The sequence below is a fragment of the Pseudomonas sp. SWRI18 genome, from assembly GCF_014268345.1.
In the GTDB taxonomy this organism is placed as follows: Bacteria; Pseudomonadota; Gammaproteobacteria; order Pseudomonadales; family Pseudomonadaceae; genus Aquipseudomonas; species Aquipseudomonas cedrina.
Genome location: NZ_JACCQQ010000028.1, coordinates 19437 through 44527 on the forward strand (window position 1 = coordinate 19437; position 25091 = coordinate 44527).

20 protein-coding genes are annotated in these 25091 nt (G+C 61.3%); 6 read left to right on the forward strand and 14 right to left on the reverse strand.

Translation table 11 applies throughout. The features are described from left to right. Window positions 1-23 precede the first annotated feature (23 nt). Window positions 24-911, forward strand: coding sequence for an acyltransferase (locus H0Z09_RS24305; RefSeq protein WP_186694089.1), 888 nt, complete (start codon window positions 24-26; stop codon window positions 909-911). Here the strand turns inward: H0Z09_RS24305 and H0Z09_RS24310 are convergent. The 9 genes from H0Z09_RS24310 to H0Z09_RS24350 form a co-directional block, all read right to left on the reverse strand. Next, window positions 908-1480, reverse strand: a complete 573-nt coding sequence (locus tag H0Z09_RS24310) for a DUF2780 domain-containing protein (RefSeq protein WP_186694091.1) — start codon at window positions 1478-1480, stop codon at window positions 908-910. The genes H0Z09_RS24305 and H0Z09_RS24310 overlap by 4 nt on opposite strands. A gap of 313 nt (window positions 1481-1793) precedes the next feature. Then, window positions 1794-2993, reverse strand: coding sequence for a formaldehyde dehydrogenase, glutathione-independent (gene fdhA / locus H0Z09_RS24315; RefSeq protein WP_076953248.1), 1200 nt, complete (start codon window positions 2991-2993; stop codon window positions 1794-1796). A gap of 196 nt (window positions 2994-3189) precedes the next feature. Further along, window positions 3190-4047: a formyltetrahydrofolate deformylase gene (gene purU / locus H0Z09_RS24320; protein WP_076953247.1), complete on the reverse strand. Its 858-nt coding sequence runs from the start codon at window positions 4045-4047 to the stop codon at window positions 3190-3192. Between the two features lie 10 nt (window positions 4048-4057). After that, complete coding sequence (gene soxG, locus H0Z09_RS24325) at window positions 4058-4690, reverse strand: sarcosine oxidase subunit gamma family protein (RefSeq protein ID WP_169378603.1); 633 nt, start codon at window positions 4688-4690, stop codon at window positions 4058-4060. A gap of 110 nt (window positions 4691-4800) precedes the next feature. Continuing rightward, the gene (locus H0Z09_RS24330) at window positions 4801-7818 is read right to left on the reverse strand and encodes a sarcosine oxidase subunit alpha (RefSeq protein WP_186694093.1); all 3018 of its coding nucleotides are present in this window, start codon (window positions 7816-7818) and stop codon (window positions 4801-4803) included. Beyond that, window positions 7815-8117 carry a sarcosine oxidase subunit delta gene (locus H0Z09_RS24335; RefSeq protein WP_186694096.1) on the reverse strand — a complete coding sequence of 101 codons (303 nt, stop codon included), beginning with the start codon at window positions 8115-8117 and terminating at the stop codon, window positions 7815-7817. The genes H0Z09_RS24330 and H0Z09_RS24335 overlap by 4 nt, the downstream gene beginning before the upstream one ends. A gap of 15 nt (window positions 8118-8132) precedes the next feature. Then, window positions 8133-9383, reverse strand: coding sequence for a sarcosine oxidase subunit beta (locus tag H0Z09_RS24340; RefSeq protein ID WP_186694098.1), 1251 nt, complete (start codon window positions 9381-9383; stop codon window positions 8133-8135). 22 nt (window positions 9384-9405) lie between these two features. Beyond that, entirely contained in the window at window positions 9406-10659 is a 1254-nt protein-coding gene (locus H0Z09_RS24345) for a serine hydroxymethyltransferase (protein WP_076953243.1), read from the reverse strand. Between the two features lie 235 nt (window positions 10660-10894). Next, on the reverse strand, window positions 10895-11623 hold the full coding sequence (locus H0Z09_RS24350; RefSeq protein ID WP_186694101.1) for a TraX family protein: 729 nt from the start codon (window positions 11621-11623) through the stop codon (window positions 10895-10897). A gap of 90 nt (window positions 11624-11713) precedes the next feature. Between H0Z09_RS24350 and H0Z09_RS24355 the strand changes: the two genes are divergently transcribed. Next, window positions 11714-12754 carry a low specificity L-threonine aldolase gene (locus H0Z09_RS24355; RefSeq protein WP_186694103.1) on the forward strand — a complete coding sequence of 347 codons (1041 nt, stop codon included), beginning with the start codon at window positions 11714-11716 and terminating at the stop codon, window positions 12752-12754. A gap of 175 nt (window positions 12755-12929) precedes the next feature. Further along, a complete protein-coding gene (locus H0Z09_RS24360) occupies window positions 12930-13130 on the forward strand; it encodes a hypothetical protein (protein WP_186694105.1) in 201 nt (66 codons plus the stop codon). A gap of 57 nt (window positions 13131-13187) precedes the next feature. Here the strand turns inward: H0Z09_RS24360 and H0Z09_RS24365 are convergent, their stop codons facing one another. Further along, complete coding sequence (locus tag H0Z09_RS24365) at window positions 13188-15005, reverse strand: NAD(P)/FAD-dependent oxidoreductase (protein ID WP_186694107.1); 1818 nt, start codon at window positions 15003-15005, stop codon at window positions 13188-13190. 276 nt (window positions 15006-15281) lie between these two features. Between H0Z09_RS24365 and H0Z09_RS24370 the strand changes: the two genes are divergently transcribed. Next, window positions 15282-16727: a cytosine permease gene (locus H0Z09_RS24370; RefSeq protein ID WP_186694109.1), complete on the forward strand. Its 1446-nt coding sequence runs from the start codon at window positions 15282-15284 to the stop codon at window positions 16725-16727. Further along, the gene (locus H0Z09_RS24375) at window positions 16724-17539 is read left to right on the forward strand and encodes a nitrilase-related carbon-nitrogen hydrolase (protein WP_186694111.1); all 816 of its coding nucleotides are present in this window, start codon (window positions 16724-16726) and stop codon (window positions 17537-17539) included. The genes H0Z09_RS24370 and H0Z09_RS24375 overlap by 4 nt, the downstream gene beginning before the upstream one ends. Window positions 17540-17542: 3 nt before the next feature. Here H0Z09_RS24375 and gbcB read toward each other — a convergent pair whose 3' ends face one another. After that, window positions 17543-18643 (reverse strand): glycine-betaine demethylase subunit GbcB, encoded by a 1101-nt coding sequence (gene gbcB / locus H0Z09_RS24380; protein WP_057723602.1) that lies wholly within the window; start codon window positions 18641-18643, stop codon window positions 17543-17545. 281 nt (window positions 18644-18924) lie between these two features. Between gbcB and gbcA the strand changes: the two genes are divergently transcribed. Then, window positions 18925-20220 (forward strand): glycine-betaine demethylase subunit GbcA, encoded by a 1296-nt coding sequence (gene gbcA / locus H0Z09_RS24385; protein WP_076953238.1) that lies wholly within the window; start codon window positions 18925-18927, stop codon window positions 20218-20220. Between the two features lie 856 nt (window positions 20221-21076). Here gbcA and H0Z09_RS24390 read toward each other — a convergent pair. Genes H0Z09_RS24390 through dgcB form a run of 3 tightly spaced genes read right to left on the reverse strand, consistent with a single transcriptional unit; the run spans window position 21077 to window position 25021 of the window. After that, the gene (locus tag H0Z09_RS24390; RefSeq protein ID WP_186694113.1) at window positions 21077-21847 is read right to left on the reverse strand and encodes an electron transfer flavoprotein subunit beta; all 771 of its coding nucleotides are present in this window, start codon (window positions 21845-21847) and stop codon (window positions 21077-21079) included. A 10-nt stretch (window positions 21848-21857) separates the two neighbouring features. Beyond that, complete coding sequence (locus H0Z09_RS24395) at window positions 21858-23078, reverse strand: electron transfer flavoprotein subunit alpha/FixB family protein (RefSeq protein WP_186694115.1); 1221 nt, start codon at window positions 23076-23078, stop codon at window positions 21858-21860. Beyond that, complete coding sequence (gene dgcB / locus H0Z09_RS24400; RefSeq protein WP_186694117.1) at window positions 23075-25021, reverse strand: dimethylglycine demethylation protein DgcB; 1947 nt, start codon at window positions 25019-25021, stop codon at window positions 23075-23077. The genes H0Z09_RS24395 and dgcB overlap by 4 nt, the downstream gene beginning before the upstream one ends. Window positions 25022-25091: the final 70 nt, after the last annotated feature.

Sequence of the window (25091 nt, forward strand, 5' to 3'; positions counted from 1 at the left end):
CCACAGGATTCCAAGAGTTACTTATGCGCCGCCTGCTCACCGGCTGTTTTGTCTCATTGCTGCTCTTGCTCAACACCTTGGTCCTCATCGGCCCGTTAACGGTGTTCGCCCTGCTCAAGCTGGTGGCTCCCGGTCGCTACCGCGACTACATGTCATGGGCAGTGATGTGGATCGCCGAAACCTGGGCCGAGATCGACAAGCTGATCTTTGCGCTGTGCATCCCCACCCAATGGGACATTCGCGGCGGTGACGATTTACGCAGTGACACCAGCTACCTGGTGATCAGTAACCACCAGTCGTGGGTGGATATCCCGGCGCTGATCCAGGCGTTCAACCGGCGCACGCCGTTCTTCAAATTCTTCCTGAAAAAAGAGCTGATCTGGGTGCCGTTCCTGGGCCTGGCCTGGTGGGCGCTGGATTACCCGTTCATGAAGCGTTACACCAAGGCATTCCTGGCCAAGCACCCGGAACTGGCCGGGCAGGATTTGAAGATCACCAAAGAGGCCTGCGAACTCTTCAAGCGCCAGCCGGTGACGGTGGTCAATTACCTGGAAGGCACGCGGTTCAGCGAAGCCAAACGGGCGCAGCAGGGTTCACCGTTCAGCCGCTTGCTCAAGCCCAAGGCGGGCGGCGTGGCGTTTGTGCTGGCGGCGCTGGGCGAGCAACTGGATGCGGTGCTTGACGTGACCGTGGTCTATCCGCAGCAGAAGATCCCGGGGTTCTGGGATTTGATCTGCGGGTCTGTGCCCAACGTCATTATTGATATCCGCACCCGCGAGCTGGATCCGGCGTTGTGGCAAGGGGATTACGAGAACGATCCGGTGTTTCGCCAAACGGTCCAGAACTGGGTGAACCAGCTCTGGACGGAGAAGAATGCGCGCATCGAGCAATTGCGCGCCGAGTCTTTTTAACTGCCGGTGCCCCAGGCCTGGGCCAGCTTGCCCAGCAACGAACTGTTGGCGCCCTGGCCGCCCAGGTATTGCAGGATCACCGGGGCAAACTGGCCGACCATGCCACTGTCCATGCCCAGTGCGCTGAACGCGGTATTCAGGTCGTTGGTGTTCTTCACGTTCCCCAGCAGGCCGTCCAGGCCGCTGGTCTTGCTGCCGCCGGTCTGGCCGAGCAAACCGCTCAAGGCCCCGAGGCTGCCCAAGGCGTTATTGCCCGACAACTGGTCAAGGCCCGGCACGCTGTTGCCCAGTTGCGAATAATCGTTACCGCTCAGCTTGTTCTTGGCCAGGCCCAGCATGGCGCCCGTACCGCCAACGGCTTGTTCGGGGGTGATATTGAGTTGGGAAGTCAGTGCGCTGAGCAAACCCGCCGTTTCGGACGACGGCGCGGCGGCGGCCGCCTTGTTGTTCCCCCCTTGCATGCCGGAAATGGCATTGGCCGCGTCGCCGAGGCTGAACCCTGCGGCGAACACTGGGCCGGCGGCCAGGGCCATCAGGCAGGAAAGGGCGAAACCGCGTGAAATCTTCATTGGAACAACCTCTGGACGTAGGGGTGAAAGCAGGCGTTTGACTGGGCATCCGGCACATTGTTCCGGGCTGGCCAAGGTCTGCCAGACACCCTGCATTCCCTGTGGGAGCGGGCTTGCTCGCGAAAGCGGTGTGTCAGTCACTGGATGTGGGTCTGATGCACCGCCTTCGCGAGCAAGCCCGCTCCCACATTAGTTGATCTTCGTTGGCTGGGAGACTTGCTCATGCCGGAGGATGGCGCTGCGTGACGGTTGCAGGCTTAAACGGCAGATGCAAAAAGGGCGACCCGAGGGTCGCCCTTTTTTACGCTGCGCCTTACGCCGCGCTGAACAACTTGTGCGGATCAATCACAAACTTCTTCGGCACGCCCGCATCGAACTCGCCGTAGCCACGTGGTGCGTCATCCAGGCTGATCACCTGCACGCCGACGATTTCGGCGATGTTGATGCGGTCCCACATGATCGCCTGCATCAACTGGCGGTTGTACTTCATCACCGGGGTTTGTCCGGTGTGGAAGCTGTGGGATTTGGCCCAGCCCAGGCCGAAGCGAATGCTCAGGCTGCCCATTTTCGCGGCGGCGTCGACGGCACCTGGATCTTCGGTAACGTAAAGGCCAGGGATACCGATCTTGCCTGCCACGCGCACCACGCCCATCAGCGAGTTGAGCACGGTGGCCGGGGCTTCGGCCTTGACGCCGTCGTGGCCGTGGCCGCGCGCTTCAAAGCCGACGGCATCGACGGCGCAGTCCACTTCCGGCTCGCCGAGCAGCGCGGCGATCTGTTCGTGCAATGGCGTGTCGGTGGACAGGTCGGCGATTTCAAAACCCTGGGCCTTGGCGTGGGCCAGGCGGATTGGGTTGACGTCACCGATGATCACCACTGCCGCGCCCAACAGGCGTGCGGAAGCCGCAGCCGCCAGGCCCACTGGGCCGGCACCTGCGATATAGACGGTGCTGCCTGGGCCAACGCCAGCCGTGACGGCGCCGTGGTAGCCGGTCGGCAGGATGTCGGACAGGCAGGTCAGGTCACGGATTTTCTCCATGGCCTTATCGCGGTCCGGCAATTTGAGCAGGTTGAAGTCGGCGTAAGGCACCAACACATATTCGGCCTGGCCGCCGGTCCAATCGCCCATGTCGACGTAGCCGTAAGCACCGCCCGGACGGGCCGGGTTGACGCTCAGGCACACACCGGTGTGTTGTTCTTTGCAGGAGCGGCAGAGTCCGCAGGCGACGTTGAACGGTACCGAGACCAGGTCGCCGATTTTCAGGTTTTCGACGCCGCTGCCCATTTCGATCACTTCACCGGTGATTTCGTGACCGAGCACCAGGCCGGTCTGGGCGGTGGTACGGCCGCGCACCATGTGTTGGTCGGAGCCGCAGATGTTGGTGGAGACCACGCGCAGGATGACGCCATGCTCGATCTTCCTGCCACGGGGGTCCTGCATTTTGGGATAGTCGATTTTCTGTACTTCGACCTTGCCGTTGCCGAGATACACGACACCACGATTACCAGACATGCTTTCACCTCGCTGTTGTTTTTATGGAACTGCGTTGCCGGTTGGATGGGCAGCGCGTTAAGTGCTTGGGTACAGATGCTGTTTTTGCGTTGTCAGGGAGGGCCTCTTCGCGAGCAAGCCCGCTCCCACATTTGATCGGGTTCCAACCTTGAAATGCGGTCGAATGTGGGAGCGGGCTTGCTCGCGAAGGCGCCAGTCAGAGCACCACCGTCCGATTGGCGTTCAAGAACACCCGCCGCTCAATGTGATACCCCACCGCACGAGCCAATGTCAGCCCTTCGATGTCCCGCCCCTTGGCGATCAGGTCCTCAGGATAGTGACTGTGATCCACCACCTCCACACCCTGGGCGATGATCGGCCCTTCATCCAGGTCGTTATTGATGTAATGCGCCGTGGCACCGACCAGTTTCACACCCTTGTTGTAGGCCTGGTGATAGGGCTTGGCGCCCTTGAAGCCCGGCAACAACGAGTGATGAATGTTGATGGCCTTGCCGTCCAGCTTGCGGCACAGCTCCGGCGACAGCACTTGCATGTAGCGTGCAAGGATCACCAGTTCCGCGCCGGTGTCTTCCACCACTTGCCACACCTGACGCTCCTGGGACGGCTTGTCGTTAGGGTCCAATGGAAAATGATAGTAGGGAATCTGGTGCCAGTCGGCCAACGGCTGCAAATCAGGGTGGTTGGACACCACCGCAACCACGTCCATCGACAGTTGCCCGATGCGCTGGCGGTACAGCAGGTCGTTGAGGCAGTGATCGGCCTTGGAGACCATGATCACCACTTTTGGCCGGTAGTTCGGCGCCGTCAGCTCGAAGATCATGCCGAAGGCTTCGCCGCGCGTGGCCAGGCCATCGCGGAATGCCTGCTCGTCGAAACCGTCCGGCTGGCGAAATTCCACGCGAATGAAAAACCGGCCCGAAAGCCGGTCATCGAACGAGTGGTGTTCGGTCACGTAGCAGCCCTGCTCGAACAGGTAGCGGGTAACCGCGTCCACCGTGCCGAGCACGCTGGGGCAGTCGGCGGTCAAAATCCATGTATCAGGGGCGCGGCTCATGGGTCACTCCTCAGGCTTGAACGCTCAGGCCGAACTCGGCGGAGGCATCCTGCAGCCACAACCACCAGTAATCCGAGAAACTGCGACGAATCAGCAGTTCCCAGGTGTCTTCAGCGGTATGGCGGATCACCAGTTGCGACTTGGCAAACACCGTGCCCACCGCCTTGCCTACCGGGAAGTTGTTGGGGTGTACGTCGTAGCTGGTGGACTTCATCAGCACATCGCGCACGTTCGGGCCGCTCAGTTCGAGGATCTGCTGGCCGCCGCTGACGTTGACGATCTGGATATGCAGATCGCCCAGGGCGGCGCGCAGGTTTTGCTCGGCGGCGAATTCTTCGCCGCTCGGCACGATCAACAACCACTCGTCCGGGCCTAGCCATTGCAGGCTGGTGTCGCCTTTGACGATAACCGTCAGGGCACCGGGAAGCTCGATACCCAGGGCCTTGTGCACGCCGGCGGCGAAGGCCGCGTCATGGCCGTCGCCACGAATGGTCAGGTGGCCGAGGAGTTTCTTTTCACGCACGGTCACGCCGGCGTTCTTGCGGCCCTTGCCGACCAGGCTGGCGAGGTCGGCATGGTGCAGCGACGACTCGGCCTTGGCGCCGGTGGTGGGGCGTTGTTGGTAAACATTGGCTGCTGTCATAAAGCACCTGTCTGAATTCTGTGGTGACTGTTCTGGCCTCATGGCGGGCAAGCCCGGCTCCCACATGTTTTGTGGGAGCTGGCTTGCTGCGATGCAGGCGCCTCGGTCTGTCAGATGTTCTGCCGCTCACCTTTCGGGTCGAAGAACACCGAAGACACAATCTCCGCCTCGATCACGCTGCCATCGGCCTGCGGTGAGAACACGCGCTCACCGATACGCTTCAAGCCGCCCTTCACCACGCCCATGGCAAACGAGTAACCCAGTGAGTTGTGTGCATAGCTGGAGGTGACATGGCCGACCATCTTCATCGGAATCGTCTGCTTCGGATCGAACACCAACTGCGCGCCTTCCGGCAACCACACGTTCGGATCAATCGGTTTGAGCCCCACCAGTTGCTTGCGCTCTTCACGTACGCAATCTTCACGGTTCATCCCGCGCCAGCCGATCCACGAGAACGGCTTGGTACGGCCCACGCACCAGCCCATGTTCAGGTCGTCCGGGGTCATCGAGCCGTCGGTGTCCTGGCCGACGATGATGAAGCCCTTCTCGGCCCGCAATACGTGCATGGTTTCGGTGCCGTACGGGGTCAGGTTGTACTTTTTGCCGGCCTCGACGATCTGTTCCAGCACGCCCATGGCGTAATCGGCCTGCACGTTGACTTCGTACGACAGCTCACCGGTAAACGAAATACGGAACACCCGCGCCGGCACGCCGCCGACCAGGCCTTCCTTCCAGGTCATGAACGGGAAGCCGTCCTTGTCCAGGTCAATGTCGGTGACTTCCGCCAGCAGCTTGCGGCTATTAGGGCCGGACAGGGTCATGGTCGCCCAGTGGTCGGTGACCGAGGTGAAATACACCTTGAGGTCCGGCCATTCGGTCTGCTGGTAGATTTCCAGCCACTGCAGCACGCGAGCGGCGCCGCCGGTGGTGGTGGTCATCAGGAAGTGGTTGTCGGCCAGGCATGCAGTCACGCCATCGTCGAAGACCATGCCGTCTTCCTTGCACATCAGGCCGTAGCGCGCCTTGCCCACGTCGAGCTTGGTCCAGGCGTTGGTGTAGATGCGGTTGAGGAACTCGCGGGCATCCGGGCCCTGGATATCGATCTTGCCGAGTGTGGACGCATCCAGCAGGCCGACGCTGTCGCGCACGGCCAGGCATTCGCGTTTTACCGCAGCGTGCAGGTCTTCACCGTTGCGTGGGAAATACCAAGGGCGTTTCCACTGGCCGACGTCTTCAAACTCGGCGCCGTTCTTTACGTGCCAGGCTTGCAGCGCGGTGTAGCGAACCGGTTCGAAGATGTGCCCGCAATGACGCCCGGCAATCGCGCCGAAGGTGACCGGCGTGTAGTTCGGGCGGAACATGGTGGTGCCCATCTGCGGGATGGTCACGTTCAGCGAACGGGCCGCGATGGCCAGGCCGTTGACGTTGCCCAGCTTGCCCTGGTCGGTGCCGAAGCCCAGTGCGGTGTAGCGTTTGACGTGCTCGACCGACTCGAACCCTTCGCGGGTCGCCAGCTCAATGGCGGCGGCGGTCACGTCGTTCTGCAGGTCGACGAATTGCTTTGGCGCGCGGGCGGTGGGCTTATCGTGCGGCACCTGGTAAATGCCCAGGGTCGGTTCTTCCAGGCGGCTCAGGGTTTTTGGCAGCGTGCCTTCCACCGGTGCAAAACCGGCTTCGCTGGCCGCGCGCACGCCGCCTTCAAAACCGTCCGCCAGGGAATCGCCAAGGCCGTAGACGCCGTTGATACCGCCGACGCATACGCGTTTCTGCGGCGCTTCGCCCGGCACAAAACCGAGGATGTCTTCACGCCAGGTCGGCTTGCCGCCCAGGTGCGAGGCCAAGTGAACGACCGGGCTGTAGCCGCCGGAGCTGGCCACCAGGTCGCAGTCCAGCCACTCGCCGGGGCTGGTGACTTTATGGGCTTTAACGTCAATCGCGGCGATACGCGCAGCGGTCACGCGCTTGGTGCCACGGGCTTCGATCACGGCGCTGCCGGTGAGGATACGGATGCCTTTGGCGCGGGCTTCTTCAACCAGCGCGCCGCGTGGGTTGTGACGTACATCGGCCACCGCGACGACTTGCAGGCCGGCGTCGAGCCAGTCCAGCGCAACGCGGTAGGCATGGTCGTTGTTGGTCGACAGCACCAGTTTCTTGCCCGGTGCCACACCGTAGCGACGCACGTAGGTGGAGACTGCACCGGCGAGCATGTTGCCCGGCACATCGTTATTGCCATACACCAGCGGACGCTCGCACGCACCGGTCGCCAGTACCACACGCTTGGCGCGTACACGGTGGATACGCTGACGCACCACGCCGATCGGCGCACGGTCACCGAGGTGATCGGTGAGGCGTTCGTGAATGGTCAGGAAGTTATGGTCGTGGTAACCGTTGACGGTCGCGCGGGGCAGCAGCACCACGTCGGGCAGGGCTTTCAATTCTGCAATGACGCTGGCGACCCATTCTGCGGCCGGCTTGCCGTCGAGGCTTTCGCGCGAATCGAGCAAGGAGCCGCCGAACTCTTCCTGTTCATCGGCGATGATCACGCGCGCACCGCTGCGCGCGGCAGCAAGTGCCGCGGCCAGGCCGGCAGGGCCTGCGCCGACCACCAGCACGTCGCAGTGACGGTTGAAGTTGTCGTAGGTGTCCGGGTCGTTCTCGGTCGGCGAGCGGCCCAAGCCTGCTGCCTTGCGGATGTACTTCTCGTACGTCATCCAGAACGATTGCGGGTACATGAAGGTTTTGTAGTAGAAACCCGGCGGCATCAGCTTGCCGCCGACCTTGCCGAGAATGCCCATCATGTCGTTGTTCACGCTCGGCCAGCCGTTGGTGCTGGTGGCGACCAAGCCCTGGTACAGCGCTTGCTGCGTGGCTCGCACGTTAGGGATTTGCGTCGCTTCAGTGGCGCCGATCTGCAGCACTGCGTTCGGCTCTTCGGCACCGGCGGCAAAGATGCCGCGAGGGCGCGAGTATTTGAAGCTGCGGCCGATGATGTCGACGCCGTTGGCCAGCAGCGCGGCGGCCAGGGTGTCACCCTCAAAGCCTTTGTAGCTCTGGCCGTTGAAGGTAAACGTCAGGACTTTATTGCGGTCGATGCGGCCACCGTTGGACAGGCGATTGGTCTGGCTCATACCTTCTCTCCAGAAGCCTTGGCGGTGAATTGCGGCTTCTCGCCGATCTTGTAGGTTTCAAGAATTTCGTAGGTCAGGGTGTCGCGGGTGGCGTTGAAGTACTGGCGGCAACCGGCGGCGTGAATCCACAGTTCGTGGTGCAGGCCACGGGGGTTGTCGCGAAAGAACATGTAGTCGCCCCACTCCGCGTCGCTGCAAGCATTCGGGTCCAGCGGGCGCGGGATGTGCGCTTGGCCGGACGCGTGGAATTCCTCTTCGGAGCGCAGTTCGCCACAGTGAGGACAGAAGATATGCAACATAGGAAATTTCTCCTGTTAGTGGGCGACGGCCGCGGCGCCGTGTTCGTCGATCAACGCACCGTTATGGAAACGGTCGATGGAGAAAGGTGCCGCCAACGGGTGCATTTCACCCTTGGCGAGGCTGGAGGCAAACACGTTGCCCGAGCCTGGAGTGGCCTTGAAGCCACCGGTGCCCCACCCGCAGTTGAAGAACATGTTCGGTACCGGGGTCTTGGAGATGATCGGGCACGCGTCCGGCGTGGTGTCGACGATGCCGCCCCACTGGCGGTTCATGCGCACCCGCGAGAGCACCGGGAACATCTCGACGATGGCCTGGATGGTGTGTTCGATCACCGGGTAGGAACCACGCTGGCCGTAGCCGTTGTAGCCGTCGATACCGGCGCCGATCACCAGGTCGCCCTTGTCGGACTGGCTGATGTAGCCGTGCACGGCGTTGGACATGATCACGCTGTCGATAATCGGCTTGATCGGCTCCGACACCAACGCTTGCAGCGGGTGGGATTCGATCGGCAGGCGAAAGCCCGCCAGTGAGGCCATGTGCCCGGAGTTACCGGCCGTCACCACGCCGACGCGCTTGGCGCCGATAAAGCCTTTGTTGGTTTCCACGCCGATGCACACACCGTTTTCCTTGCGGAAACCGATCACTTCGGTCTGCTGGATCAAGTCCACGCCGAGTGCGTCAGCGGCGCGGGCAAAGCCCCAGGCCACGGCATCGTGACGGGCCACGCCGCCGCGACGCTGTACGGTGGCGCCGAGTACCGGGTAGCGGGTGTTCTTGGAGCAATCGAGGTAAGGAATCTCGTCGGCAACCTGCTTGGCATTGAGCAACTCGCCGTCCACGCCGTTGAGGCGGTTGGCGCTGACGCGACGCTCGGAATCCCGGATGTCCTGCAGGGTGTGGCACAGGTTATACACGCCGCGCTGGGAGAACATCACGTTGTAGTTCAGGTCCTGGGACAGGCCTTCCCAGAGTTTCATCGCGTGTTCATACAGGTGCGCCGACTCGTCCCACAGGTAGTTGGAACGCACGATGGTGGTGTTGCGTGCGGTGTTACCGCCGCCCAACCAGCCCTTTTCGACCACGGCCACGTTGGTGATGCCGTGCTCCTTGGCCAGGTAGTAAGCGGTTGCCAGACCATGCCCGCCGCCGCCGACGATGACCACGTCGTAGACCTTTTTAGGGGTGGGCGTGCGCCACATCTTCTGCCAGTTTTCGTGGTGGCTGAGGGAGTGCTTGAAGAGGCCGAAGCCCGAGTAGCGTTGCATAGTCATTACTCCAAAACCGCGCTCAGCGATAAACCGGGAAATCAGCGCACAGGGCAGACACGTGCTTGGCCACGTTGGCCTCGACGTCGGCGTCGCCGAGGTTGTCGAGGATGTCGCAGATCCAGCCGGCCAACTCAACGCACTGCGGCACTTTGAAACCACGCGTGGTCACCGCCGGGGTGCCGATGCGCAGGCCCGAGGTCACGAACGGCGACTGCGGGTCATTCGGCACCGCGTTCTTGTTGACGGTGATGTGGGCACGGCCCAGGGCCGCGTCCGCGTCCTTGCCGGTGAGGCCCTGACGGATCAGGCTGACCAGGAACAGGTGGTTATCGGTGCCGCCGGACACTACATCGTAGCCGCGTTTGATAAACACCTCGGCCATGGCCTGGGCGTTGTCGATCACCTGCTGTTGATAGACCTTGAAGCCAGGCTCCTGGGCTTCCTTGAAGCACACGGCCTTGCCGGCAATGACGTGCATCAACGGGCCGCCCTGGGCACCGGGGAACACAGCGGCGTTGAGTTTCTTTTCAATCGCTTCGTTGGCCTTGGCCAGGATCAGGCCGCCACGTGGACCGCGCAGGGTCTTGTGGGTGGTGGTGGTGACCACGTCGGCGTAAGGCAGTGGGTTCGGGTACAGGCCGGCGGCAACCAGGCCGGCGACGTGGGCCATGTCGACGAACAGCAGCGCGCCGACCTTGTCGGCGATCGCGCGAAAACGCGGGAAGTCCAGAGTCTTGGAATAAGCGGAGAAGCCGGCCACGACCATCTTCGGCTGGTGCTCCACGGCCAGGCGCTCGACTTCGTCGTAGTCGATCAGGCCGGTGTCGGTGTTGATGCCGTACTGCACGGCGTTGTACAGCTTGCCCGAGGACGACACTTTGGCACCGTGGGTCAGGTGGCCGCCATGGGCCAGGCTCATGCCCAGGATCGTATCGCCGGCATTGATCAGCGCCAGGTACACCGCGCTGTTGGCGGAGGAGCCGGAGTGCGGCTGCACGTTGGCGTAATCGGCGCCGAACAATTGCTTGGCGCGCTCGATGGCCAGGGCTTCGACTTTGTCCACGTGCTCGCAGCCACCGTAGTAGCGCTTGCCCGGGTAGCCTTCGGCGTATTTGTTGGTGAGGCCGCTGCCTTGCGCTTCCATCACGCGCTTGCTGGTGTAGTTCTCGGACGCGATCAGTTCGATGTGATCTTCCTGACGTTGCTCCTCGGCGTTCATGGCCGCCAACAGTGCATCGTCGTAACCCTGGATCTGATCTTGTTTGCTGAACATCGCGTCTCTCCCAGCCTTTCGTATTGTTGGGGCCAGAGTGAGGCCCTTTGCAGCGATGGTAGGGCTGGCGCCGCTGGATCAAATGCCTACGGACGCCACGCAAAGGTGCGTTTACGACATGGTGGGAACAACACAGAACAAATGTGGGAGCGGGCTTGCTCGCGAAGGCGGTGCATCAGTCATAAATCCAGCGACTGAACCACCGCCTTCGCGAGCAAGCCAGCTCCCACAGGGGTTAGGCGGTGATCTGGCGGATGAGCAGCAGCAGGAGAAAATGCAGTGGATACAGCGCATAGGCCCAGCGTCGCATGGCGGGTGGAGAGACATTCTTGGCATGTCGCAACAAGACCAATCCTGCCAATGGCGCAATCAGGCATGTCGCCAAGCCAAGCATCGCGACAAGGCTGCCGCTATTGAGCAGAACCTGCCATTGGTTGGCCGCGACGCACACCAAACCCGGCAATAAGCTGAAATACCAAGGGCGACGGAACGCCAGCAACATCGCCAATGGCAGCAATACACCAAAAAACCCGAACATCAGCTGAGTCGAAAAAACTGCGCCAACAATAAGCGCAATCAGCGCCAATCCTCGATCAACCACCGCCTTCTGTTGCCATCCCCGTGCAACCAGTAACCCCAGTGCCAGGGTCGGCAACACATTCAACGTATCGGCATCCTCGATAAACAACCGATACGGCACTTCGCTGATCACACTGAACAGCAACAGCCAGCCCAGATACCGCCATTGGCCGCTCACAGGTGAGTTTCTGACTCGATGCAGGTTCGCCGCGATCGCCAGGCAAAACCACGGGAACGCCAGGCGCCCCGGTACATACAGGCCATCCAGGCTCAAGCCGACATAACGCAAGTGGTCCAGCACCATGCACAACAGCGCCAGCCACTTGAGCAGATCCAAAGCGCCATCACGGACATGTCCGACAGGCATCGTTCCAGTACCGTGCATAATTCCCCAGTGACTTTGCATTTACAGTGCGTGCGCACCCGCGACAATCTTGGTTACAGTGCGCACCAACATCGACCACAGGAATGGGCCATGACCGACAAGAGCCAACAATTCGCCAGTGACAACTATTCCGGCATCTGCCCGGAAGCCTGGGCCGCCATGGAACAAGCCAACCAGGGCCATCAGCGCGCCTACGGCGATGATGAATGGACCCACCGCGCCGCCGACGGTTTCCGCAACCTGTTCGAAACCGACTGCGAAGTATTCTTCGCCTTCAACGGCACCGCCGCCAACTCCCTTGCCCTGTCCTCGTTATGCCAGAGCTACCATAGCGTGATTTGCTCGGAAACCGCCCACGTCGAAACCGACGAATGCGGCGCGCCGGAGTTTTTCTCCAACGGTTCCAAGCTGCTCACCGCCCGCACTGAAAACGGCAAGCTGACCCCGGAGTCGATCCGCGAGATCGCCCTCAAGCGCCAGGACATCCACTACCCCAAGCCGCGCGTGGTCACCCTCACCCAGGCCACCGAAGTCGGCAGCGTATACACCCCGCAAGAAATCCGCGCCATCAGCGCCACCTGCAAGGAACTGGGCCTGAACCTGCACATGGACGGCGCGCGCTTCTCCAACGCCTGTGCGTTCCTCGACTGCTCGCCGGCCGACCTGACCTGGAAGGCCGGCGTTGACGTGCTGTGCTTCGGCGGCACCAAGAACGGCATGGCGGTGGGCGAAGCGATTCTGTTCTTCAACCACAAGCTGGCCGAAGACTTCGATTACCGCTGCAAACAGGCCGGCCAACTGGCCTCGAAAATGCGTTTCCTCTCCGCCCCCTGGGTGGGCCTGCTGGAAAACGACGCCTGGCTCAAACACGCGCGCCACGCCAACCACTGCGCGCAACTGCTGAGCAGCCTGGTAGCGGATATTCCCGGCGTCGAGTTGATGTTCCCGGTACAAGCCAACGGCGTGTTCCTGCAACTCTCTGAACCGGCCATCGCGGCGCTGACCGCCAAGGGCTGGCGCTTCTACACCTTCATTGGCAAAGGCGGCGCGCGTTTCATGTGTGCGTGGGATACCGAGGAAGAGCGTGTAAGAGAATTGGCGGCGGATATTCGGAAAGTGATGGAAGCCTGATACGACGGGCCTTTGGGCGCGTTCGCAGAGACTGTTTGTACGTATTTCTGACAGTATCTATCTACCCCCTGCGTTGGATAGGATCTCCACACCCCGAACAGACGGACGCGTTTTTCGGGGCTGACTGCCTACCGAATGTTCGGTTGGAAATGGAAATCCTGCAGAGGGCAAAATCATGGAAATTCAGCGCTATACCACTGACACACACCTTCAAGCCGATATCAACGCCACACTCGTCAGCCTGGACGAGCTGAGGAAACTGGCGAATGTCGGCGACACCATCGTCGAGCCTTCCAGAACCTTTACCGTCACCGGCAAAGAGTTCGAAATGACGGCATCGGGTGAGCGTTACGTCGTCAACCTGTTCGTTCGTTAATCGATAAATCCCGCGTCGCAGCGTTATGACCTGTGACGCGGGACTGGCGTCATTCGCTCACAACGCCTTCGGCTGCAGCCTTGGCCATTCATCAATGGGGCCGGGGTTTGTGAGTAAGGTCCCACCGTTGAACTTCACCGCCAGTTTGTTTACAGCATTCAAGGCCGTCGTCACCGCCCCTTCCGCCCAGCCACCTGTCCATGAAACGTCGTCGCCCGCCAGGATGAAACCGTCGGGACTGCCGCTGGACACGCCATTCATGAACTGGGAGAACAGCAGCCGCTGGTATTCGTACTGCCCCGGCAGGTTCATTTTGAAAGCGCACAGGAAAAACGGCTGCTCTTCCCAGTTGATTTCAACAAACGGGTCGGTCATGCCGAACTCGGCGGCCAAATCCAGTTGATGAGGGGCATACACGCTGTCCAGCAGGGTTGTGCACACCTGCACATCGGACGGCAGCGTTGTGCTGCGATCACCGAGGAATTTGAGGCTGTCATCATTCCACGTGTAGGACAAAAACATGCCGCTGCCCTTGCGGGGCCCCGCACCTTGACCATAGTCCAGCAGATAAGTACCTCGGGTGATCCGGTCCGACAGCGTCACACTCATTTTGTATTGACCATCCGCCTCGACATCGGTCCAGAAAGGCCGGGTTGTCGCGGCAAAAATCTTCGCCGACTGCATGTAATGGGTGTACATCACGGCTTCCCATTCTTTCTGAGACAAAAGGTCATTCATCAAGTTAAAACGGGGAGTGCCGTTCATATAACGGAATTTGTCGAGGATCCGTTTGTGAGGGGTATAGACCACCGCAGGAAAGGTGTATTGGCGATCGCTTCCCTGATTATGATCAAATATCCACACGTCGAACTGGCCGTCCGCGCGCCGTATGATCTGCCGCACTTCCTGTTTGAAAGGCTGCGTAATGACTTGAGTGGTCAAGTCTTGGACGATGGTGCCTGCAGGCCAATAGGCCATCGCGTCGCCAAAGGTATCCGGGGCACGGCTCCACAACCGTTCAGGCAACTCGCTGGAACCGTCAAACATTAGCTTATGGTTGGTATCCAGCCCGGTATACAGCACCCGCAATACCTCCAGAAAGCAGTTCGGATAGTCGGTATTCCAGCCGCCTGTGCCGAAGCCGATCTGACCGAACAGGTCGATGTCTTCACGACTCCAACCCGCCTGCTCGACCATCGCGGCAAAAAAACTGAGGTTGTCCCAACCCGCATCCAGAATGGCATTCCACAAGGTCTTGATCCTGGCCTGATCAATGCTGCCCGCGGACATTGCCGTTTCCATCTCGGTGAACTTGATCGGGTCCTGCTCAAGAAATACCTCGAACAGCAACCGCTCAATCTCGGCATAGGCGGGTGGCAGGTCATTGCCTTCGTAATAGACCTGTTGTTGCTGGTAGTCGACCACCGTACTGGGGGTAGCAGCCGAACCCGGGTTGGGAAAGTCCGCTGAGTTGGCCGTCATGCCGACCTTGTCGAAATAGTGCATCAACGCCTTGCCTGAAACAGGAAAACGCATGGCGCCCATCTCACAGATAACACTGTCGGCAGGATTCAGCGGATCACCCGCCACATAGGAATACAGGCGCCCGCCGATGCGATCACTGGCCTCCACCACCACCGGGTGCAACCCCATGCGCATGGCCTCATAGGCGGCCACCATTCCAGCAACGCCAGCCCCGACGATCAATACCTGACTGCCATACGCCTGGCTCGAGATCTGCGCCAACGGCGTGCCGTTACTGGCGGCCGTATCAAGGAACCGGCTGTAATGAAAAGGAAAATCTGGAACAAGTGCGGTTACATCATTGGCCAGCAAGCGCGCGGCGCCTTTGCTGCGGGAGGGAATAGCAGACATGGCATTCATCCTTGGCATGTAAACAGGACGTCCACCTACTGCTTCAATGCGAAGGGCGACTACGACGGGTGTGCTGGTAGCGTAGATGCTTGTAGGAAACGGCTCTATATCGCTTGGGAATAAAAATTGAATTGGTAAGGCAATCCTTATACCGGCGGGTTTTGCGCCCTCAGTTCAGAAATTCATGAAGTGATTATTTGAAATTGCCGATTCATTTGTTTTTTTGCTTACAAGACTCTGCGTAGCTCACTCAATAAAAAACAGACCGTGAAACCTATGACCACGCCCTCTGACCAACCCCGCTCCCCCTCCAGCTCCACGCTGAAAATCGAAACCCGCTCGATTGACTACGTGCCGCGCAACGAACGCCACGGCAAGGTCTGGCATCAGGCGCCGTTCTGGTTTACCGGCAACTTCGTATTGACCACCATGGTCACCGGATTCACCGGCGCCGCCCTGGGGCTGAGCCTGGTATACGCGATCCTGGCGATCGTCATCGGCGTGTGCCTGGGCACGTTCGCCATGGCCTTCCACGCCAACCAGGGGCCGCGCATGGGCTTGCCGCAGATGATCCAGTCGCGCGCGCAATTTGGCTTACGCGGGGCAATCGTGCCCTTTATCGCGGTGGTGTTCGTGTACATCGGTTTTAACGTGTTCAACGTGATCCTGGCGACCGACGCGATCAATACCGTGCTGCCGGGCCATCGCGCACCGTGGTACGCGCTGATGATCATCCTGGCAGTGGTCATTGCCGTCATCGGCCACGACCTCCTGCACACCGTGCAACGCTGGCTGACCTACGTGATGATCAGCGTGTTCGCGGTACTCACGGTCGCGGCCGTACTGCACCTGCAGGCCGACACTGCAGTGGTCGACGCACACTTTTCCTGGTCAGCCTTCCTGATCCAGCTTTCCGCCGCTGCGGGTTACCAGATCAGCTATGCCGTCTACGTCTCGGATTACTCGCGTTATCTGCCGCACAACACGCGGTCGCGCAGCGTCATCACCTGGACCTACCTGGGGGCGGCCGGCTCGGCGCTGTGGCTGATGTCGCTGGGCGCGTTCCTTGCTTCGGCGCTGCCTTCACCCGACGCCATCGGCAGCGTGCAGGCCGTGGGCAACCAACTGCTGCCGGGTTTTGGCACCTTTACCGTGCTGATCGCTGTGCCGGCGCTGGTCGGCATCATGGCGGTCAACTGCTACGGCGCGATGCTCACCGGGATCAGTGCCATCGATGGTTTTGTACCGATCAAGCCACGGATCACCAGCCGAATCGTCGGGATCAGCCTGGTGGCCGCGGTCATTTTTGTCATCGCCCTGGGTATCCCTGAGAGCTACCTGCACAGCTTCAACACCTTCGTGCTCTTGATGCTGTACTTTCTGGTGCCCTGGACGGCCGTCAACCTCGCCGACTTCTACCTTGTGCGAAAAGGCCGCTACGCCATCAGCGACATTTTCAACCCAGCCGGTATCTATGGCCGTTGGTCGAGCGCTGGGCTCGTTGCCTATTTTCTCGGCCTGGCGGCGATGGTTCCGTTTATGGCGCTGGGCTTTTATCAAGGGTCGATCAGCCTGATGCTGGGCGGCGCCGATATTGCGTTTGTTGTCGGTCTGACGGTCTCGGCAGTGGTTTACTGCGTGATGAGTCGCCATCTCGACCATGCCGCCGAGTCACGTGCCATGCACGTCAGTGAGCGACAGTTGGAAGGAGACTTGTCGTGACCTCACTACGCGTCGTTTGCCATCAGCTGGCGCCGCGTATCGGCGATGCCGACTACAATCGAGCATTGACCGAGCGCGCGATTCGCGCAGCGGCCAGCCTCGATGCGCAGTTGATTGTCTTGCCGGAACTGATCCAGAGCGGGTACGCGTTCACAGACCAGAAGGAGGCCCACATGGCCTCCGAAACACTCGACGGGCCAACCCTGGTGCTTTGGAAGAACCTGGCACGTGAGCTGGGAATCATCATCGTCGCGGGGTTTTGCGAGCGGCTGAGCGAAGGGCGTGTGGCCAACAGCGCAGCCCTGATCGAACCCACCGGGCGGTTGACGGTGTATCGCAAGGCGCACCTGTGGGACCGCGAAAAACTGATTTTCACCCCCGGCGATGCAGCGCCCCCGGTGGTCGAAACAGCCGTCGGGCGGATCGCCATGATGATCTGCTACGACCTGGAGCTGCCCGAGTGGGTGCGCTTGCCGGCGCTGGCGCAAGCCAACCTGCTGTGCGCCCCGGTGAATTGGCCGCACAGCACTCGGCCCCCAGGTGAGCGACCGGCGGAAATCGTGAGGGTCCAAGCCAATGCCGCAGTCAACCGCCTGTTTATCGCCGCCTGCGATCGCCATGGCGCGGAACGTGGCGTCAACTGGGTTGGCGGCTCGGTGATCGTTGACGCAGACGGCTACCCGCTGGCCGGAGCGCGCGCCCATCCGCAGGAACAGCAGTTGGTGGCTGACTTGCCGCTGGCGCAGGCCAGGGACAAGTCAATCAGTGCCTATAACCACGTTCACCAGGATCGACGACCAGAGCTGTACTGAGCATCAGAATTCGATGCGCACATCCCCCTTCGGCACGCTGCAGCACGACAGGATGTAGCCTTCGGCTTCGTCTTCCTCGGTAATCCCGCCGTTGTGCTCCATCTCGACCTCGCCGCCCAGCTTCATCACTTTGCACGTGCCGCAGATGCCCATGCCGCAGGCCTTGGGAATCAACAAGCCCAGCTTGGCGGCCGCCGCATGCACGGTTTCGCCCGGGGCCACACGGATGCTTTTGCCCGAGGCGATGAATTCCACCTGGTGCAGGTCGGCCAGGTCGACTTCCGGCGCGTCGGCGGCTTGTTCGGCTTGCTCCACCGCATCGGCACGGGCTTCCGGTGGCGTGGCGCCAAAGGATTCCTCGTGGTAACGCGCCATGTCGAAACCGGCGGCTTCCAGCAGACGCTTCACCGCGCTCATGTAGGGCGTGGGGCCGCAGCAGAACACTTCGCGCTCAAGGAAGTCCGGCACCATCAGTTCCAGCATCTTGTGGTTCAGATAGCCGCGATAACCCGCCCAAGGTTCGCCCAGGCCGTGTTTCTCGCAGATCAGGTGCAGGCTGAAGTTGTCGATCCGCGACGCCATGTGCTCCAGTTCGCGGTGGTAGATGATGTCCTTGGGCGAGCGCGCGCTGTGCACAAACGTCATGTCGACATTGGCGTTGGTGTCGTAGAACCAGCGCGCCATGGACATCACCGGCGTGATGCCGACGCCGCCGCTCAGGTACAGCACCTTGGGGCTTGGGAAGTCGATGGCATTGAACAGCCCGACCGGCCCGTGCACCGCCAGCTCCTGGCCTTCGTGCAGCGTGTCATGCAGCCAGTTGGAAACGCGGCCGCCCGGCACGCGCTTGATGGTCACCGAAAAGCTGTACGGCACCGACGGCGAACTGGAAATGGTGTAGGAACGCATGATCGGCTGGCCTTCGATTTCCAGCTCCAGGGTGACGAATTGCCCCGGCTTGAAAAAGAACAGGATCGGCTGGTCGGCCATGAAGCAGAAGGTGCGCACGTCCCAGGTTTCCTGGATGACTTTGACGCAACGGACGATGTGCCGGCCATTGGCCCAGGTCTGGGTGGTTACCGGATTCAGGAAACTATTGGACATGTTGTTCTCCACCGCCGACGTCGGCCTTATGGTGGCGATTCTGCGTAACGCGAGAACCGTCCACTTACCTATCTGCGACATTCACATACTTACCGCGACCAGCCCCCAATAACAGGGGCTTGCGCGTCGGGATCAGATTGGGCCATGTCGCCCATGGATAAGGTTCCACGCAACGCCGGGCCCACACTCGCTCCCAACAACGACGCTTTCTTTACGCCTTGCTGCAAACCTGATCAGCCACTATTCGCCGGCCACACAGAATGGCCATGAGGACACACACGATGGACGTCACCGCAACCTTAAGCTTGGGCGATCCGCTGGAACCCGCACGCAAGGCCACCGCGCAGATGCTGCACGAGCGCGAGCGCACTTTTTCGCTGCCACAGCCGTTCTACTCTGATGAGCGGCTGTTTGATATCGACATGCAGGAGATCTTCCAGAAAGAGTGGTTGATCGCCGGCATGACCTGCGAGATCCCCACCAAGGGCAACTACCTGACCCTGCAAGTGGGCAAGAACCCGATCATCGTGATCCGTGGTGCCGAAGGCGTGGTGCATGCCTTTCACAACGTGTGCCGCCACCGTGGCTCGCGCTTGTGCACCAGCGACAAGGGCAAGGTTGCCAAGCTTGTTTGCCACTATCACCAGTGGACCTACGAGCTGGACGGTCGCCTGCTGTTCGCCGGCACCGAGATGGGCGCCGACTTCGACATGAAGCAGTACGGCCTCAAGCCGGTGAATGTGAAGACCGCCGGCGGCTACATCTTCATCAGCCTGGCCGAGAACCCGCCGGCCATCGACGACTTCCTGTCGACGCTCAACCACTACATGGAACCGTACGACATGGAGAACACCAAGGTGGCGATCCAGACCACCTTGTTCGAGAAAGCCAACTGGAAGCTGGTCCTGGAAAACAACCGCGAGTGCTATCACTGCAACGCCTCGCACCCGGAGCTGCTCAAAACCCTGCTGGAATGGGACGACGTCACCGACCCGCGCGCCGACCAGGCGTTCAAGGATCACGTTGCCGCTTCGGCCGCCGCCTGGGATGCCGAGAAAATCCCTTACGCCCACGCCAGCTTCGGCCTGCGTAACCGCATCGTGCGCATGCCGCTGCTCAAGGGCACCGTGTCGATGACCCTGGACGGCAAACAGGGCTGCGCCAAACTCATGGGCCGCATCAAAAACCCGGACCTGGGCTCGATGCGCATCCTGCACCTGCCGCACTCGTGGAACCACTGCATGGGCGACCACATCATCGTGTTCACCGTGTGGCCGATCAGCGCCCAGGAAACCATGGTCACCACCAAGTGGATCGTGCACAAGGACGCCGTGGAAGGCGTGGACTACGACGTGGAGCGCATGCGCCAGGTGTGGGACGCCACCAACGACCAGGACCGTCGCCTGGCCGAAGAGAATCAGCGCGGCATCAACTCCACCGCCTATCAGCCTGGCCCGTACTCCCAGACCTACGAGTTCGGCGTGGTGAACTTCGTGGACTGGTACAGCGAGCGCATGCTCAACAACCTCGGCGCGGCGCCAGCGCCATACCTTAAAGGCGTGGCCGCACACGAATAACTGACACCCCACAGATCAAAATGTGGGAGCGGGCTTGCTCGCGAATGCGCAGTGACAGTCACCAGATATATTGACTGATCCACCGTATTCGCGAGCAAGCCCGCTCCCACATTTGAACCTCACACTGCTCAATATTTGATCAAGTCCCGCGCAGGCCATTATCTGCCTGCCCTCCAGCCTTTCCCCAACAACTTATCCACAGAGCCACCCACAGCAATTGTGGGCAAGTGCGCTGCGCCTCCCAAATTAAATCAAGAAAATCCGTGACTTATTCAAGCCAGCGGTTTTGACCCACACTTGGTCATTTATTAACCAAGCGCATGAAAGCCACGTTATACGTGGCCTGTAGCAGTACGCGAACACCTTATCCACAGAACCGCCAACAGACTTTGGGGGCAACTTGAGCGCTGCTGTGGAAAACCACCTAAAACCTTCATAAACCGGGGTTTTCAGCGTCTTTCGCGCAGACAGAAGCGTGAATTGATCAAATTTTGATCGCACTTACGAAAGCCTTTATTTACATGGGCTGCAGCCAATAGCGAACACCTTATCCACAGAACCGCCAACAGAGTATGGGGGCAAGTCTGTCTGGAAAAATGTATAGAAGTAGAGAAAAACCCAAGGAAAAACCGCCAGTTAGCTTGGCTGTTTTTCGTACAGAAGGCTGCAGGGCTTGATTTACAGGGGTTGTGGACAACCGCGAACAGGTTATCCACAGACGGATCAACAGGGATTGTGGGTAAGCTTACAAACACTGCAAAACAAAGGTGGGGCTTGCTCGCGAAAGCGGTGTGTCAGTCAGTACCTGTATTGACTGACACACCGCTTTCGCGAGCAAGCCCGCTCCCACAGGGGATCAGCGTACGACACCTTCTTCTATGAGCAACTTGAGGATGGCTTGCGCGCCCTCTTCGGGACTGACGCCCTTGAGCACCTGCCCCCCACCGCCACTGGCCTTGGCCGTAGCGGCCTTCATGCGATCGGCACCACTCTTGGCCTTGATCACTTTGAGGCGCTTGGGACGCGGTTTGGCCGGTTGCAGCACGGCGCCTGTGAATAACTCGTCCTGTTCGACCTCGACTTCATGGGCCGCCAGTTCGCCGCGCTGCGCCGGGCCGTAGGCGCTTTGCCGTGGCTTGGGCGCGGCGTTATCCACCGTCGCCAGGAACGGCAAACGCACCTTCAAGCGCCGCCGCTGACCGCGCGGCAACGCTTGCAGCACATGAGCCACGCCGGCGTCGATGGACTCCACCTGCGCCAGCCCGACAATCAGCGGCCAACCCAATTGCTCGGCCAGCAGAAACGGCAACATGCCCGAACCTTCACCGGTTTCGGCCTGGCTGCCGGCAAGCACCACCTGGGCACCGGCGTCGCGCAGGTACTCGCTGAGTACCGGCAATGCATCGCTGCCCGCCGGTTGTTCCAACACGTGCAACTGTGGCAAGCCCATGCCCAGGTAGCTGCGCAGGGTCGGCTCGGCGATGTTGCCGGCGTGCAGCACCTGCAACTTATCCCCAGCCAATTGCAGGCCCAGCTCCACCGCACGCGCATCCTGCTCCGCACGGCGCGGGCGCCCTGAGGTGGGGTGGGCGCCGATGGACACCAGGCTGATTACATTTGTCGTCATGACCAACTCCTTAGGCCGCATCGCGCTTGGCGCCGTTGCGGTAGGCCTCGACCGCGTCGATCAAGGCTTGCAGTATCGCGGCGCTTTCGCCGATCACCGACAGGTCGGCACGCTTGATCATGTCGCAGCCAGGATCCAGGTTGATCGCCACCACTTTGTCGCAGGCACCGATGCCCTGCAGGTGCTGGATCGCCCCGGAAATGCCCACCGCCACGTACACCCGCGCCGTGACCCAGGTGCCGCTGGCGCCGACTTGGCGATCACGTGCCATGAAACCATCGTCCACGGCGACCCGCGAGGCGCCTTCGGTGGCGCCCAAGGCGGCGGCGGCCTGGTGGAAAAGCGCCCAGTCCTTCACGCCATTGCCGCCCGAGAAAATGAATTCGGCCTCGGCCATGGGAATCGCCGCAGGGTCCACGGCCACCGCGCCGAGGTCTTCGATACGCGGCAGGCTGCGCGCCAGGGCTGTGGATAACTCCACCGGCAACGCTTCATGCCGTGTCTCGCTGACCGGCTCGGCGCACTCGACGCCACCCAGGATCAGGCGCGCCAAGGGTCGAGCCAGGTCTTCCTGGCCGGCACCGGCACGGCCGATGCACTCATTACCTTTGATCTGCCACACCCGTGTGGCCGGGCGTTCCTTGAGGCTGGCGGCAAAACGCCGGCCCAACTCGCCGCCACCGCTGCGGCTGTCTGGCAGCAACCAGTGACGCGGGTTGAACTGGTTATCCACAGCGCGCAAGCCCTGCACGCGCTGCTCCGGTGAATAACCGTCGAATTCACGGCCTTCCAGCACCAGCAGGCGATCCACACCGGCGGTGGCAAAGGCCGTTTCCTTGTGGTCACCAAACACCACGACCAGCACCGCGCCGTCGTTGCCGGCCAGTTGCCGGGCCAGGCCGAGCAAATCGCGGTCGTGGCTGCTCAAGCGACCGCCGACCATGTCCGGCACCACATTGATGTAGAACGCCGGGGTCGGGACCTGATGCAGCGGCAGTTGCACCTCCACCGCCGCCGTGCGTTTGGCGGCGCCGCCCTGCTGGGCGCCGCTGCGGTCGATGCGCTTGATGCCGTTGGGGCCGATAAACCCCATGCCATGCACATTCTTGCGGATGACGCCGTTAGGCCCCATCCAACTCTGTTGCACCGGCTGCATCGCCGCGTGCAGCGGGTGCAGGCGATTGCGGGCGATCCATTCGGCCCGTGGGTCGCGGCGGATAATGTCGCTCATATGTGCACCTGCGCAGGTTCACGTTTAGGGGGAGCTTTGGCAGGCGCGGCGTCTTCAAGCAGCGCATCGGCCACCAGCTCGGCGATATCCTTGATCAGCGGACGCGGTTCGACCACGCCTTCGAGCATCGCGGTGCACTGCGGGCAACCCACCGCCACCAGCTCGGCGCCGGTCTCGCGGATGTCGTCCATGCGCATGTCCGGAATACGTTGCTTGCCGGGAATGTCGGTGATCGGCGCTCCGCCGCCACCGCCGCAGCAGCGCGAACGGAACCCCGAGCGTTGCATCTCCTTGACCTCGATGCCCAACGCGCGCAGCACTTGGCGCGGCGCCTCGTATTCACCGTTGTAGCGGCCCAGGTAGCACGGGTCGTGATAGGTCACGCTGGTGCCTTTGTGCTGGCCCAGGTTCAGCGCGCCGTCGCCGATCAGCTCGGCCATGAAGGTGCTGTGGTGCTGCACGACGTAGTTGCCGTTGAAGGCGCCGTACTCGTTTTTCAATACATGGAAGCTGTGCGGGTCGCAGGTGACGATGCGCTTGAAGCTGTACTTGGCCAGCGTCTGGATATTGCGCGAGGCGAGCAGTTGGAACGTCGCTTCATCCCCCAGACGCCGGGCCACGTCGCCGCTGTCGCGCTCTTCAAGACCGAGCACGGCGAAGTCCACGCCAGCGGCTTTGAGCACTTTGACGAACGCGCGCAGGGTGCGCTGGTTGCGCATGTCGAAGGCACCGTCGCCGACCCAGAACAGCACTTCGCAGTTGCCTTTTTCACTGAGCAACGGCAGGTTCAGGTCCGCCGCCCAGTTCAGCCGACCGCCCGGGGCGAAGCCGCCAGGGTTGTCGGTGGCGATCAGGTTTTCGAGGACTTCGGCGCCCTTGTTCGGCGTGGCGCCTTTTTCCAGGGTGAGGTGGCGGCGCATGTCGACGATGGCATCGACGTGCTCGATCATCATCGGGCACTCTTCCACGCAGGCGCGGCAGGTGGTGCAGGACCACAGGGTCTCGGCGTCCACCAGGCCGTTGACGATCGGCTGGTGCGGGTTGCCGCCGTGTTCGCCGATCGGTTTGCCGGGGTACGGGCTGCCGGCGAATTTGGCATCGGTGCCGCCGGCCAGGCCGACCACCATGTCCTGGATCAGCTTTTTCGGGTTCAGCGGCTGGCCAGCGGCGAACGCCGGGCAGGCGGCTTCGCATTTGCCGCACTGCACGCAGGCATCGAAGCCGAGCAACTGGTTCCAGGTGAAGTCCTTGGGTTTTTCCACGCCCAGTGGCGCGGTCTTGTCGCTGAGGTCCAGCGGTTTCAAACCGGTGGAACGGCCGCCACCAAAACGTTCGGCGCGGCGGTGCCAGGCCAGGTGCAACGCCCCGGCAAAGGCGTGCTTCATCGGGCCGCCCCAGGTCATGCCGAAGAACATTTCGGACACGCCCCACAGCACGCCCACGCTCAATAATGCTGCGAGCAGCCAGCCACCGAAGTCGGCGGGCAGTATCCCGGCCACTGGCAGTGTGACAAGGAAGAAACTCACCGAGAACGCCATCAGGCTTTTCGGCAGGCGCATCCACGGGCCTTTGGACAGACGCGATGGCGGGTTGCGCCGACGCAGGTACATGAAGATGGCGCCGACAAACATCAGCACCGAGGCCAGCAGCAGCGCATAGCCGAGGATACGGTTCTGCAAGCCGAAACCATGCACCAGGATCGCCAGCAGCGCCGAGAGCACAAAGCCCAACGCGGTAGCGACGTGGGTGTTGGCGATGTATTTGTCGCGGGCGACCACATGGTGCAGGTCAACCATGTAGCGCTTGGGCATGGCCAGCAGGCCGCCGAGCAGGTCGACTTTCGACGCGCGGCCACGGCGCCACATATTCGCCCGGCGCAAGGCGCCGAGGACGGCAAGGCCCAGGGCGGCGAACAAGAGAATAGGAAGCAAGGTGTTCAACATGGTGAAGCTCCCAAAGACCACAGAGGTCTACTGTGAAACTGGCCCTGAATGTGGGAGCGGGCTTGTGTGG

Excerpts from the sequence above, each read along its gene's own strand:
- H0Z09_RS24305 (WP_186694089.1), top strand. The coding sequence starts at position 24 with ATGCGCCGCCTGCTCACCGGCTGTTTTGTCTCATTGCTGCTCTTGCTC.
- H0Z09_RS24310 (WP_186694091.1), bottom strand. The coding sequence starts at position 1,480 with ATGAAGATTTCACGCGGTTTCGCCCTTTCCTGCCTGATGGCCCTGGCC.
- fdhA (WP_076953248.1), bottom strand. The coding sequence starts at position 2,993 with ATGTCTGGTAATCGTGGTGTCGTGTATCTCGGCAACGGCAAGGTCGAA.
- purU (WP_076953247.1), bottom strand. The coding sequence starts at position 4,047 with ATGAGCCGCGCCCCTGATACATGGATTTTGACCGCCGACTGCCCCAGC.
- soxG (WP_169378603.1), bottom strand. The coding sequence starts at position 4,690 with ATGACAGCAGCCAATGTTTACCAACAACGCCCCACCACCGGCGCCAAG.
- H0Z09_RS24330 (WP_186694093.1), bottom strand. The coding sequence starts at position 7,818 with ATGAGCCAGACCAATCGCCTGTCCAACGGTGGCCGCATCGACCGCAAT.
- H0Z09_RS24335 (WP_186694096.1), bottom strand. The coding sequence starts at position 8,117 with ATGTTGCATATCTTCTGTCCTCACTGTGGCGAACTGCGCTCCGAAGAG.
- H0Z09_RS24340 (WP_186694098.1), bottom strand. The coding sequence starts at position 9,383 with ATGCAACGCTACTCGGGCTTCGGCCTCTTCAAGCACTCCCTCAGCCAC.
- H0Z09_RS24345 (WP_076953243.1), bottom strand. The coding sequence starts at position 10,659 with ATGTTCAGCAAACAAGATCAGATCCAGGGTTACGACGATGCACTGTTG.
- H0Z09_RS24350 (WP_186694101.1), bottom strand. The coding sequence starts at position 11,623 with ATGCACGGTACTGGAACGATGCCTGTCGGACATGTCCGTGATGGCGCT.
- H0Z09_RS24355 (WP_186694103.1), top strand. The coding sequence starts at position 11,714 with ATGACCGACAAGAGCCAACAATTCGCCAGTGACAACTATTCCGGCATC.
- H0Z09_RS24360 (WP_186694105.1), top strand. The coding sequence starts at position 12,930 with ATGGAAATTCAGCGCTATACCACTGACACACACCTTCAAGCCGATATC.
- H0Z09_RS24365 (WP_186694107.1), bottom strand. The coding sequence starts at position 15,005 with ATGTCTGCTATTCCCTCCCGCAGCAAAGGCGCCGCGCGCTTGCTGGCC.
- H0Z09_RS24370 (WP_186694109.1), top strand. The coding sequence starts at position 15,282 with ATGACCACGCCCTCTGACCAACCCCGCTCCCCCTCCAGCTCCACGCTG.
- gbcB (WP_057723602.1), bottom strand. The coding sequence starts at position 18,643 with ATGTCCAATAGTTTCCTGAATCCGGTAACCACCCAGACCTGGGCCAAT.
- gbcA (WP_076953238.1), top strand. The coding sequence starts at position 18,925 with ATGGACGTCACCGCAACCTTAAGCTTGGGCGATCCGCTGGAACCCGCA.
- H0Z09_RS24390 (WP_186694113.1), bottom strand. The coding sequence starts at position 21,847 with ATGACGACAAATGTAATCAGCCTGGTGTCCATCGGCGCCCACCCCACC.
- H0Z09_RS24395 (WP_186694115.1), bottom strand. The coding sequence starts at position 23,078 with ATGAGCGACATTATCCGCCGCGACCCACGGGCCGAATGGATCGCCCGC.
- dgcB (WP_186694117.1), bottom strand. The coding sequence starts at position 25,021 with ATGTTGAACACCTTGCTTCCTATTCTCTTGTTCGCCGCCCTGGGCCTT.